The sequence below is a fragment of the Achromobacter marplatensis genome, assembly GCF_049060505.1.
GTDB lineage: Bacteria > Pseudomonadota > Gammaproteobacteria > Burkholderiales > Burkholderiaceae_B > Achromobacter > Achromobacter marplatensis_A.
Genome location: NZ_JBMGRB010000002.1, coordinates 246,909 through 259,143 on the forward strand (window position 1 = coordinate 246,909; position 12,235 = coordinate 259,143).

Genomic DNA, 12,235 nt, shown 5'->3' on the forward strand with positions numbered 1-12,235 from the left:
TCGGGTATTGAAAATAGCCGCCACTATAACGACACGCGGGTCATGCGGCGGCGGAACTTGCCGGCAAGCGCGCCAATTCGACACGGTCGCCGCCCAGCGCCTTGGCGTGGTACAGCGCCCGATCGGCCTGGGCCAGCCCCGCAGCCAGCGCGGGTGCGTCGCCGTCGAACTGCGCCAGGCCGACGCTGACCGTGGCCCGCACGCCAACGCCCAAGGCCGGATCGGCCACGGCCTCGGCGAAGCGCCTGACGATGGCTTCGGCCAATAAATGCGCGCGGCGCGCATCGTCGCCCGACAGCAGGCACGCGAACTCTTCTCCGCCGATGCGGGCCAGCACGGCGCCGGGCGCGACCGCGGCCTGGGCCACGCCCGCGAACAACGTCAGCACCTTGTCGCCCGTTTCATGGCCATGCACGTCGTTGATGGCTTTGAAGTGGTCCAGGTCGAACGCCAAAATGGAAACCGGGCCGTGCCCGGCGGTGCCGATGACGCGCGCCCCCTGCTCGAAGAACCACCTGCGATTGCCCAGCCGGGTCAGATAATCCGTCTGGGATTCCTGCAAGAGCTGGCCGTGGGCCTCTTCGCGGATCAGCTTCAGCAGCGTCATCGGCAAAATGACCGAATACAACACGCCTTCGTACATGGTGATGTTGCTGGCGGCCATCAACACCGTCTGGCCGTATTCCGCCACCATCCAGGGCAGCACGAACGCCCTGCCCGTATACAGCAGCGCATGAATGGCCGTCACCACCACGATGATCCGCCGCGGCTGTAGCGGCTGCAACGCCCGGCACCGCAGCATCTCTAGCGACGTCATGCCACTGATCAGGGCGATCGGCACCGCGCTGGCATAGGCCCACACGACTTCCGGCCATCGGGGACCCGCCACGGCCCACACCAGCGCCATCACGGCCAACAATCCCAAGGAGGCAGCGCGAACCTGCGTCCCACGCAGGGACGACACGCCATTCAGGACCAGGAGATAGCCCGACAGCACGACCAGATTACTGAGGGCCGCGCCGTACACGCCGGGCAGGTCGCGGCGGAACAGGATCAGGACGCATCCCGCTGCCAACGTCGCAAAACCGGTACCCAGCAGGCGCAGCGTCTTGCTGCGCCGTGGATGGGCCCGAAGCTCCCAGAAGATCATCGCCGCGCTGGCCAGCAGCGTTCCGATGATAAGGAGATAAAGGGTATGGAGATCGACGTACATGCCGTGTGGAGAGGCGTATTGGGCCGATGCTTCGCGGCGTCGGCCGGATTTTACGTTGAATCCCCCACTGGGACATGGCGAAAACCCCTGTTGAAATCCATCGTTAATAACGCTAATCATTATTATTAATATAGAATCTCGGCTGTCCGCAACATCCTGCCTGGCAGCCCAGATGTCACTGCCCTATTCCGCGGGCCGCCCACCCCGAATCCAGCGCCTGATCCTGATTGCTGCCATCCTGTTGCTGGCCGTATTGATCGGGGTCGCGTACTGGTTGATGAGAAAGGGCCCCGCCGCCCCGCGTCCGCCCGAATACGGGCAAATCCCCGTCGCCGTCAGCGTGGCGGCCGCCCACGTGGGTCCGTTGCAGCGCGATCTGCACGCGTTGGGCACCATCACGCCGCTGGCGCAGGTAACGCTGCGTAGCCAGGTCGACGGCGAACTGATCCGCCTGCACTACACCGAAGGCCAGGCCGTCACCCGGGGCCAATTGCTGGCCGAGATCGACCCCCGCCCTTACTTGGCGGCGCTGGCGGCCGCCGAAGGCGCGCTGGCGACGACCCAGGCGTTGCTGGACAATGCCCAGGCCGATTTGCAACGCTACCGCCGGCTGGCGCGCCAGGAATCCGTGGCGGGCCAGCAGCTGGACACCGCGGAAGCGCAGGTGCGCGCGTACACGGCGCAACGGCAATTGAACCGCGCCCAGGTCGCCGACGCCGAGCGCCTGCTGTCCCATACGCGCATCGTCGCGCCGCAGGACGGCCGCATCGGGCTGCGCCGCATCGACGCCGGCAATCATGTGCGCGCCGACGACGCCAACGGTCTGACGACGTTGGTGCAGACGATGCCTATTTCCGCGATTTTCAGCATTTCCGAAACCCGGCTGGACATCCTGCGCCGCGCCCAGGCCAAGACGGCAGTCTTACGCGTGCAGGCCTGGGATGCGGACGACCGCCGCATCCTGGCCGAAGGCACGCTGGAAGCGCTGGACAACCGCATCCAGGCGGCCAGCGGCACCGTGCGGCTGCGCGCCCGCTTCGACAACGCCGACGAATCGCTGTTTCCCAACCAGTTCGTGAACATCCGGCTGGCCGTCGTGCAGCAGGATAACGTCATCACCATCCCCACTGCCGCCGTGCAGTACGGCACCGAGGGCGCTTTCGTCTTTGTCATCGGCGACGACCAGCGCGCCGTGCGCCGGGTCCTGCAACTGGGGTCCGCCAACGCCGGCCGCGTCGTCGTGGAAGCAGGCCTGGCGGCTTCCGAGCGCGTCGTGGTCGAGGGCGTGGACCGCCTGCACGACGGACGCGATGTCCAGATCGTCGAGTCCCTTACCTGAATCGCGCATGAGCCTGTCACGCCCCTTTATTCTGCGCCCGGTCGCAACGTCCTTCCTGATGATCGCGCTGCTGCTGTCGGGCATTCTGGCGTGGCGCATGCTGCCGGTGGCGGCGCTGCCGCAAGTGGATTACCCGATCATCCAGGTCACCACCCAATACCCCGGCGCCAGTCCCACCGTGACGGCGCGCGCGGTCACGGCCCCGCTAGAGCGGCGCTTTGGGCAGATACCGGGCGTCAAGCAGATGTCGTCAACCAGCGGCAGCGGCATGTCGGTGATTACGCTGCAATTCTCGCTGGACGTGTCCCTGGGCGTGGCCGAACAGGAAGTGCAGGCGGCGATCAGCGCCAGCGGCTCGCTGCTGCCCCCGGACTTGCCGACGCCGCCCGTTTATCGGAAGGTCAACCCCGCCGACGTGCCCATCCTGACGCTGGCCGTCACGTCGGACTCCCTGCCGTTGCCCAAGGTGTACGACCTGGTGGACACGCGCATGACGCAGCGGCTGTCGCAACTATCCGGCGTGGGCATGGTCAGCCTGGCCGGCGGCCAGCGGCCAGCCGTGCGGGTGCAGGTCAACCCGATGGCGCTGGCGGCCCGCGGCCTGCAACTGTCCGACGTGCAGGAAGCCATCGCCAAGGCCAACTCGAACCAACCCAAAGGCAGCTTCGACGGCCCCGTGCGGTCCGTCATCATGGACGCCAACGACCAATTGCAAAGCGCCGAGGAATACCGCGAGCTGATCGTCGCCTGGAAGAATGGCGCGCCGGTGCGGCTGGGCCAGGTCGCCATGATCGAAGACGGCGCGGAAGACCGTTACCTGGCCGCCTGGGTCGACAAGCAGCCCGCCGTGCTGGTCAACATCCAGCGCCAGCCGGGCGCCAACGTGATTGCCGTGGCCGATCAGGTCAAGGCCTTGCTGCCCCAGTTGACCGCCAGCCTGCCCGCCGCCGCGCAAGTGCGCATCCTGACCGACCGCACGGAGAGCATCCGCGCATCGGTGCGCGGCGTGCAGTGGGAACTCGTGTTCGCCGTGGGCCTGGTGGTGTTGGTGACCTTTCTATTCCTGCGCAACCTGCCGGCCACCCTGATCCCCAGCCTGGCGGTGCCGCTGTCCTTGATCGGCACCTTCGGCTTCATGTACCTGGCCGGCTTTTCCACCAACAACCTGACACTGATGGCCCTGACCATCGGCGCCGGTTTCGTGGTGGACGACGCCATCGTCATGCTGGAGAACATTGCGCGCTATCGCGAACAGGGGCACAGCCCCATGTCGGCCGCGCTGAAAGGCGCGGGGCAGATCGGCTTTACGCTGGTGTCGCTGACGCTATCGCTGATCGCCGTGCTTATTCCGCTGTTGTTCATGGAAGACGTGGTGGGCCGCCTGTTCCGCGAATTCGCCATCACGCTGGCCGTGGCCATTCTGATATCGCTGGCGGTGTCGTTGACGCTGACGCCCATGATGTGCGCCCGCCTGCTGCCCGCCCACGTGGAATCGCGCCCCGGCCTGCTGGACCGCGTGCAGGCGCGCTACGCCGGCTGGCTGGACGTGACCTTGCGCCACCAGCGCCTGACGCTTTTGGCCATGCTGGCCACCGTGGTGCTGACCGGCCTGCTGTACCTGGCGGTGCCCAAGGGCTTCTTCCCGGTGCAGGACGGCGGCGTGCTGCAAGGCGTGACCCAATCGTCGCAGAACACCTCGTTCGACGCCATGTCGCGGCGCCAGCAGGCGGTGGCGCACAGCCTGCTGGCCGACCCCGACGTGCAAAGCCTGTCGTCCTTCATCGGCATCGACGGCATGAACACCACGCTGAACACCGGCCGCCTGCTGATCAACCTGAAGCCCTGGGCCGAGCGCAGCGCGCCGCTGGCCGACATTCTGGCCCGGCTGGATGCGCGCGCCCGCGACGTCCAGGGCATTTCGCTGTTTCTGCAACCGGTGCAGGAATTGAACATCGAAGACCGCGTCAGCCGCGGCCAATACCAGTTCACCCTGACATCGCCTGACAACGCGCTGCTGACGCAATGGAGCCACGCGCTGACGCAGCGCCTGGCCCTATCGCCCGAATTGGCCGAGGTGTCCTCGGACCTGCAAGGCGACGGCCGCCAGGCATTCCTGGAAGTGTCCCGCGATACCGCCGCGCGGCTGGGCGTGACGATGGACGACGTGGTGCAAACCTTGTACAACGCGTTCGGCCAGCGCCAGGTTGCCACCTTGTTCACGCAGTCCAACCAGTACCGCGTGGTGCTGGAAGTGGACCGCCGGCTGGCCTTGAGCCCCGACGCGCTGGAACGCATCCATCTACAGACCGAAGCCGGCCAGGCGATCCCGCTATCGGCGCTGGCCACCGTCAGCGAACGCGCCGTGCCGCTGGCCGTGAACCACCTGTCGCAGTTCCCGGCTGTGAATCTGTCGTTCAACCTGCCCCCGGGCGGCTCGCTGGGCGAGGCCATCGCCGCCATCGAAGCGGCGCAGCGCGACATCGGCATGCCGCCCAGCGTGGAATTGCGCCTGCAGGGCGCCGCGTCGGCGTTCCAAGCCTCGTTGTCGAACACGCTGTGGCTGATGCTGGCCGCCGTGGTCACGATGTATCTGGTGCTGGGCATGCTGTATGAAAGCGCGATCCATCCCGTCACCATTCTGTCGACGCTGCCGTCGGCCACCGTGGGCGCGCTGCTGGCGCTGCTGATCACGGGCCGGCCGCTGGACCTGATCGCCGTCATCGGCATCATCCTGCTGATCGGGCTGGTGAAGAAGAACGGCATCATGATGGTGGACTTCGCGCTGGAAGCCGAGCGCTCGCGCGGCTTGCCGCCGGAAGCCGCCATCCGCGAAGCGGCGCTGCTGCGCCTGCGCCCCATTCTAATGACGACGCTGGCCGCCCTGTTCGGTGCATTGCCGCTGATGCTGGCCACCGGCTCCGGCGCCGAACTGCGCCAGCCGCTGGGGTGGGTCATGGTGGGCGGGCTTTTGGTCAGCCAGGTCCTGACGCTATTCACCACGCCCGCCGTCTACCTGTTCTTCCACCGCCTGGGCCAGCGGCGTGGCGGCGCCGTCAAACCCGCCGGGACTGACGGGCCCGCGCCATGATCCGGGCTCTGCTGCACCGGCCGGTCGCCTGCATTTTTCTGGCGCTGGCACTGACGCTGCTAGGCGCGGTGGCCTGGCGGCTGCTGCCCGTGGCCCCCCTGCCCCAGGTGGATTTCCCCACCATCGAAGTGCGCGCCGAACTGCCAGGCGCCAGCCCCGAAAGCATGGCCAGCACCGTGGCCGCCCCGCTGGAGCGCGCCTTGGGCAGCATTGCGGGCGTCAGCTCCATGACGTCGTCCAGCAATCAGGGCGCCACGCGCGTGCAGTTGCAGTTCAACCTGGACCGCGACGTCAACGAAGCCGCCCGCGACGTGCAGGCCGCCATCAATGCGGCCCGCGCCGAACTGCCTGCGGGCATGCCGGGCAATCCCAGCTATCGCAAGATCAACCCCTCGCAAGCGCCCATCATGGCGCTGGCGCTCAGTTCCCCGACGCGTCCCGCTGGCCAGCTGTACGACCTGGGCGCGACCGTGCTGGCGCAGAAGATCTCGCAGATCAACGGGGTGGGCGAAGTAACGATGGGGGGCAGTTCATTGCCCGCCGTGCGAGTGCAGGTCAATCCCAACGCGCTGGCTCACTACGGCGTGGCGCTGGACGACGTGCGCGAGGCCATCTCCGACGCGGCGCCGATGCGCCCGCAAGGCCAGCTGGATTCGGCGGGCCAGCGTTGGGAGGTCGGCACGCCCGCGCAACCGCGCACCGCCGCCGAGTACGACAGCCTGATCGTGCGTCACCGGGATGGCGCCGTCATCCGGCTGGCCCAGGTGGCAAAGGTCAGCGATTCGGTGGAAAACCGCTACAGCAGCGGTTTTCACAACCGCAATCCCGCTGTCGTGCTGACCATCAGCCGCCAGCCGGGCTCGAACATCATCGAAACCATCAACGCCATCAACGAGGCCCTGCCCGGCTTACGCGCGCTGATGCCGGCCGACGTGGACCTGACCGTGGCGCTGGACCGCTCGCCCGGCATCAACGCCACGCTGCGCGAAGCGCACATCACGCTGGGGCTGGCCACGGCGCTGGTCATCCTGGTGGTGTGGCTGTTCCTGGGCAACGCACGGGCAGCCGCCATCCCCAGCGTGGCGATTCCGGTGTGCCTGATCGCCACTTTCGCCGTCATGTATGTGTGGGGCTTTTCGCTGAACAACCTGTCGCTGATGGCGCTGATCGTGGCCGCCGGCCTGGTGGTGGATGATGCGATCGTGGTGCTGGAGAACATCTCGCGGCACCTCGAACGCGGTCTGTCGCCCCGCAAGGCGGCGCTGCGCGGGGTGCGCGAAGTGGGCTTCACGCTGGTCGCCATGACCGTCGCCCTGAGCGTGGTGTTCGTCTCCATCCTGTTCATGGGCGGGCTGGTCGAACGGCTGTTCCGCGAATTCTCGATCACGCTGGTGGCTGCCACGGTGATCTCGTTGGTGGTGTCGGTCGCGATCATCCCGGCCCTGTGCGCGCGCTGGCTCAAGCCCGGTCCGGCGCCGCATGCCGCGCCGGCCCGGCTCTCGCGCATGCAGGCAGCCTTTGCCCGCATGCACGAGGCGTATGGTGCGTCGCTTGCGCGGGTGCTGGGCCATGCGCGCCTGACGCTTCTGGTGCTGGCCGGCGTCATCGGGCTGAACGTCTACCTATATGTGGACGCCCCCAAGGGCTTCCTGCCGGTGCAGGATACCGGCCAACTGGTCGGGTTCGTGCGGGGCGACGACGGCTTCTCGTTCCAGGTCATGCAGCCCAAAATCGACCAATATCGCCAACTGGTGCTTAAGCACCCGGCCGTGCAAGACGTCATCGGCTATAACGGCGGCGGGCTCGGCATCAGCAATTCGCTGTTCCTGATCCGCCTGAAGCCCGTGTCCCAGCGTGGCGAATCCTCCACCGAAGTCATCAATTGGCTGCGGATGAATTCGCCGCCGGTGCCGGGCGGCATGTTCTTCCTGAACGTGGACCAAGACCTGCGCATGCCGGGCGGCTTCGGCAACTCGGGCGACCACGAATTGGCCATCATGGGCAGCGATGTGCCCGCGCTGCGGGAATGGTCGCGCAAGATTTCCAAGGCCATGCAAGCCATTCCGGAACTGCGCGACGTGGACGCAGTGGGCGATGGCGCCACCCAGCAGGTGGTGATCAACATCGACCGCAGCGCCGCCCAACGCCTGGGCGTGGATATGGCCACGATCAGCAGCGTGCTAAGCAATTCCTTCAGCCAACGCCAGGTGGCCACTCTTTACGACGCCATGAACCAGTACCGCGTGGTGCTGGAACTGGATCCGCGCTACACCGAAGACCCCGAAGTCCTGGAACAGGTGCAGGTCGTGGCCGCTGACGGCACCCGCATCCCGCTGACGACATTCGCCACCTACGAGAACGGCCTGGTCAATGACCGTGTCTTCCACGACGGCCTGTTCGCCGCCGTGGGCGTCGGCTTTTCCCTGGCCGAAGGCGTATCGCTGGAACAGGGCCTTGCCGCCATCGACGCCACGATGGCGAAACTGATGGTGCCCTCCTCGATCCAGACGCGCCTGGGCGGCGACGCCCGCAATTTCCAGCAAAGCGTGCAGGACCAGCCCTGGCTCATCCTGGCCGTGCTGGTCGCCATCTATCTGGTGTTGGGCATCCTGTATGAAAGTCCCCTGCATCCGCTGACCATCCTGTCCACCCTCCCCTCGGCGGGCGTGGGGGCCTTGCTGGCATTGCGGCTGGCGAACATTGAATTCACCCTGATCGCGCTGTTGGGCCTGTTCCTGCTTGTCGGCATCGTCATGAAGAACGCCATTTTGATGATCGACTTCGCGCTCAGCCTGGAACGGCGCGAAGGGCTGACGGCGGAACAAGCCATCCACCGCGCCGCGATGTTGCGCCTGCGGCCCATCGTCATGACGAATCTGGCCGGCCTGCTGGGCGCGCTACCCCTGGTGCTGGGCATGGGGGAAGGCTCCGAACTGCGACGCCCGCTGGGCGTCGCGATCGTAGGCGGCCTGATGATCAGCCAATTCCTGACGCTGTACACGACGCCGATCGTCTATCTGGCGCTGGAACGGCTACGGCTGAAAGTCCGGTCGGCACGCGCGTCGGCCGAATCAGCGGCGGACTGACGCTACTCCGGCAGCCGAGTCGCCACGGTCAGGCGCTCTGCCATGAACGCCAGGAACTCCCGGGCCAGCAGCGGCAATGTCCTTCCCTGCAAGGTCAGCACCTGGATGGTCCGCTGCCGCATTTCCGGATTCGTGAATGGCACGCCGGCCAGTCCTTCGCTACCCGCCTGGCCCATCAGGGTCAGATACCCGGTCAATGCCACAATGCGGCTGCCCGGCAGCATCGGCAGGAACGCCGCTGAATGGTTCGACACATAGGCCGGTTCGATATGCAGCCCCGCGTTGGCGCACGCGGCGTCGAACAGCTGCCGGACCGTCGTGCCTGTGTCGCCCAGCGATAGCGGGTAGTCCGCCAGGTCCCGCATGCCCACGCTACGGCGGCTGGCCAGCGGATGGCTGCGGCACATCACCGCATACACCGGCGCGCGCGTCAGCAATTCGGTCTTCAGTCGTTCGTCCTGCGCCGTCGAATAGCGCAGCGCGATCTGCGACAGGCCTTCCAGGACCTGCCGGCTGACCTCGTCCGGCCGCTCCACATGCAGGTGGAACCGGGCCTCTGGCCGCACGCGCTTGAACTCCGCCATGCTAAGCGGCAAGAACCGGTGCGCGAAGCCTTCGGTGCAGGCCAGCCGGATAGTGACATCCCCCACATGGCCACGCTGGCGGATCTGAGTCGTGACGCGCTCGGCCTCCAGCGCGGCGGCATTGGCGTAGGCGGCAAGCTGGCGGCCGGCCTCGCTCAACGCCATGCCGCGCGCCTGACGCTCGAACAGCGCGATGCCCAGATCGTCTTCCAGCTTGGCAATCTGTCGGCTGACGGCCGAGGCCGCCACGTGTTGCGCCGCCGCGGCCCCGGCGATGGAGCCGCAGCGGGCAACTTCCAGAAAGTATCTCAAGGCCAGTGAAATCATGGGTGGCTCCGTCTTCCATGCCTTAAAGGCATGGCAAAGATGCTAATTATCTAATTGTGGCACGGGTTGAAGCGTAATAACTTTGTGCTTCCCTTGCGCACCCGAGAGCCGATGTGAATCGCGAACAAGCCGTCCTCCACGCCGTTGAGGCTTTTGACTCCGGCGCCCTGCTGACCATGCTGGCGCGCCGCGTCGCCTACGCCACGGAAAGCGAAGTGCCGGAACAAGCAGCCGCCCAACACGCCTATCTGAATGAAGACCTGATCCCGCTGCTGACCGCGCTGGGCTTTGCCTGTGACGTCCATCCCAACCCCGCCGGGGTCGATTTGCCTATCCTGGTGGCGCGCCGCATCGAACAAGCGGGCCTGCCGACCGTGCTGATGTATGGCCACGGCGATGTCGTGCGCGGCAACGCCGCGAAATGGGAAGCCGGGCGTGACCCGTGGCGATTGCAGGTCGAGGGCGACCGCTGGTATGGCCGTGGCACGGCCGACAACAAGGGTCAGCACTCTGTCAACCTGGAAGCGCTGCGGCAGGTGATCGCCGCGCGCGATGGCAAGCTGGGTTTCAACACGACGTGGCTGATCGAAACCGGCGAAGAAGCCGGCTCGCCCGGCCTGGCCGCCTTCTGCCACGCGCAACGCGACGCGCTGGCAGCCGACGTGTTCATCGCCAGCGACGGCCCGCGCCTGAATGCCCAGCGTCCCACACTTTTCATGGGTTCGCGCGGCGCGGTGAATTTCGAGCTGAAACTGCGCGCGCGAGAACGTGGCTACCACTCTGGCAATTGGGGCGGCCTGCTGTCCAATCCCGCTATCGTGCTGATGCACGCCATCGGCACCCTGGTCGACGCTACGGGCCGCATCTGCGTCGACGGCTTGCGCCCCCCTCCCATACCCGCCGCGGTCGCCGACGCGCTGGCCGACCTGCAGGTAGGCGGCGGAGCGGACGATCCGGAGATCAACGCGTGGTGGGGCGAACCCGGCCTTTCCGCGCCCGAGAAGGTCTTTGGCTGGAACAGCCTGGACGTCCTGACGTTCGGCGCGGGCGACCCGTCCAAGCCGGTGAACGCGATTCCGCCCGAAGCGGTGGCCTGGTGCCAGTTGCGCTTCGTGGTCGGCACCGACTGGCGCGCGCTGGAAACCCATGTGCGCGAACATTTTCGCCAGTCGGGCTTCGAAGACGTGCAGGTACGGATCGGCATGCAGGCCGGCGCCACCCGCTTGTCGCCGGACAACGCCTGGGTGCGCTGGGCCGCCGCGTCGCTGGAACGCACGACTGGCAAACGGCCCGCGCTGCTGCCCAATCTGGGCGGCTCGTTGCCCAACGACATTTTTGCCGACCAACTGGGCCTGCCCACGCTGTGGGTGCCACACTCCTACCCCGCCTGCGCCCAGCACGCGCCCAATGAGCACCTGCTGGGCAGCGTCGCCCGCGAAGGCCTGGCCATCATGGCCGGGCTGTTCTGGGACTTGGGTGACCAGGGCGCCGCCTTGCGGGACGCCGCCGCCGCGCCGAAATCCCCTGCGGCGGCCTGACCGCTTGCCCCTTTTTCCGCGTTTCCCCCGACCCTTCGAGAGCTTTTCCATGACCGCTAGATTTTGTGCCGCCGTGATGGCGTTCAACCTTGCCGTCGCCGCCTATGCGGGCGAGGTCCACGCCGCGTACCCCGAACAGCCGATCAAGATCGTCGTGCCGTTCACGCCAGGCGGCGCCACGGACACGGTGGCCCGGCTGCTGGCCAACCGCCTGTCGGGCAGCCTGGGGCAATCCGTGATCGTGGAAAACCGCCCCGGGGCGTCCACCGTGATCGGCGCCGACGCGGTGGCGCGCGCGCAACCCGACGGCTACACGCTGCTGCTGTCGGGCAGCACCACCTATACGGTATTGCCGGCCTTGAACTCCAAGTTGCCCTATGACCCGATCAACAGCTACGAACCGATCGCCATCGTCGCCATGGCCCCGGTCGTGCTGCTGGCGCAGAATGGGCTGGCGGTCAGCACCGTGCAGGAAGCGGCCGCGCTGGCCAAGCGCCAAAGCGACAAGGGCGGCCTGATGTACGGCACCTTCGGACCTGGCTCCGCGCCGCACCTGGCCGGCGAAATGTTCGCCGAAGCCGTTGGCGCGAAGATGACGCCCGTGCCCTACAAGGGCAGCGCGCAATTGATTACCGCACTGATCGGCGGCGAGGTCGCGCTGGGCGTCGATACGGTATCGTCGGCCGCGCCGCAGGTGCGCGCCGGCAAGGTCCGCGCGCTGGCCGTCACGGGCGAGCATCGCGTGCCGCAGTTGCCGGACGTGCCCACCTTCACCGAAGCGGGCATTCCCGAGGTGTCCTTCGTCGGTTGGTACGCGTTGGCCGCACCGGCCCGCACGCCCGCGCCGGTTATCGACACCCTGAACCGCGCGGTCGCCAAGATCATGGAAGATCCGCAGGTGCGCAAGGCAGTGTCGGACCTGGCGCTGGAACCCGTGTACCTGCCGGGCCAGGCGTTCCACGAACAGATCGCCCGTGAACTGCGCACGTTCGGCGCGGTGGCCAAGCGCGCGAACATCGCGCTCGACTGAACGGCAACTGGCCGCGGCGCATGGACATGC

The 12,235-nt window shown here is 66.9% G+C and carries 7 protein-coding genes; 5 read left to right on the forward strand and 2 right to left on the reverse strand.

Annotated elements, in window-relative coordinates; all coding sequences use genetic code 11:
• Positions 1-40 precede the first annotated feature (40 nt).
• Complete coding sequence (locus ACI0FO_RS05920) at positions 41-1,213, reverse strand: GGDEF domain-containing protein (protein ID WP_416024913.1); 1,173 nt, start codon at positions 1,211-1,213, stop codon at positions 41-43.
• Between the two features lie 172 nt (positions 1,214-1,385).
• Here ACI0FO_RS05920 and ACI0FO_RS05925 point away from each other — a divergent pair, with 172 nt between their 5' ends.
• The 3 genes from ACI0FO_RS05925 to ACI0FO_RS05935 are packed head-to-tail and all read left to right on the forward strand — an operon-like array spanning position 1,386 to position 8,726.
• Positions 1,386-2,552 (forward strand): efflux RND transporter periplasmic adaptor subunit, encoded by a 1,167-nt coding sequence (locus ACI0FO_RS05925; protein WP_416024915.1) that lies wholly within the window; start codon positions 1,386-1,388, stop codon positions 2,550-2,552.
• 7 nt (positions 2,553-2,559) lie between these two features.
• Positions 2,560-5,640, forward strand: a complete 3,081-nt coding sequence (locus ACI0FO_RS05930; protein WP_416024917.1) for a multidrug efflux RND transporter permease subunit — start codon at positions 2,560-2,562, stop codon at positions 5,638-5,640.
• Positions 5,637-8,726, forward strand: coding sequence for an efflux RND transporter permease subunit (locus ACI0FO_RS05935; RefSeq protein WP_416024919.1), 3,090 nt, complete (start codon positions 5,637-5,639; stop codon positions 8,724-8,726). The genes ACI0FO_RS05930 and ACI0FO_RS05935 overlap by 4 nt, the downstream gene beginning before the upstream one ends.
• Before the next feature lie 2 nt (positions 8,727-8,728).
• Here the strand turns inward: ACI0FO_RS05935 and ACI0FO_RS05940 are convergent, their stop codons facing one another.
• Positions 8,729-9,637: a LysR family transcriptional regulator gene (locus tag ACI0FO_RS05940; RefSeq protein ID WP_416024921.1), complete on the reverse strand. Its 909-nt coding sequence runs from the start codon at positions 9,635-9,637 to the stop codon at positions 8,729-8,731.
• A gap of 113 nt (positions 9,638-9,750) precedes the next feature.
• On the opposite strand from ACI0FO_RS05940, the gene ACI0FO_RS05945 reads away from it, so the two are divergent.
• Together ACI0FO_RS05945 and ACI0FO_RS05950 are read left to right on the forward strand one after the other, a co-directional pair.
• Complete coding sequence (locus ACI0FO_RS05945; RefSeq protein ID WP_416024923.1) at positions 9,751-11,175, forward strand: M20 family metallopeptidase; 1,425 nt, start codon at positions 9,751-9,753, stop codon at positions 11,173-11,175.
• 49 nt (positions 11,176-11,224) lie between these two features.
• Positions 11,225-12,205 (forward strand): Bug family tripartite tricarboxylate transporter substrate binding protein, encoded by a 981-nt coding sequence (locus ACI0FO_RS05950; RefSeq protein ID WP_416024925.1) that lies wholly within the window; start codon positions 11,225-11,227, stop codon positions 12,203-12,205.
• The last annotated feature ends 30 nt before the right edge of the window (positions 12,206-12,235 follow it).

Excerpts from the sequence above, each read along its gene's own strand:
- ACI0FO_RS05920 (WP_416024913.1), bottom strand. The coding sequence starts at position 1,213 with ATGTACGTCGATCTCCATACCCTTTATCTCCTTATCATCGGAACGCTG.
- ACI0FO_RS05935 (WP_416024919.1), top strand. The coding sequence starts at position 5,637 with ATGATCCGGGCTCTGCTGCACCGGCCGGTCGCCTGCATTTTTCTGGCG.
- ACI0FO_RS05930 (WP_416024917.1), top strand. The coding sequence starts at position 2,560 with ATGAGCCTGTCACGCCCCTTTATTCTGCGCCCGGTCGCAACGTCCTTC.
- ACI0FO_RS05925 (WP_416024915.1), top strand. The coding sequence starts at position 1,386 with ATGTCACTGCCCTATTCCGCGGGCCGCCCACCCCGAATCCAGCGCCTG.
- ACI0FO_RS05950 (WP_416024925.1), top strand. The coding sequence starts at position 11,225 with ATGACCGCTAGATTTTGTGCCGCCGTGATGGCGTTCAACCTTGCCGTC.
- ACI0FO_RS05940 (WP_416024921.1), bottom strand. The coding sequence starts at position 9,637 with ATGATTTCACTGGCCTTGAGATACTTTCTGGAAGTTGCCCGCTGCGGC.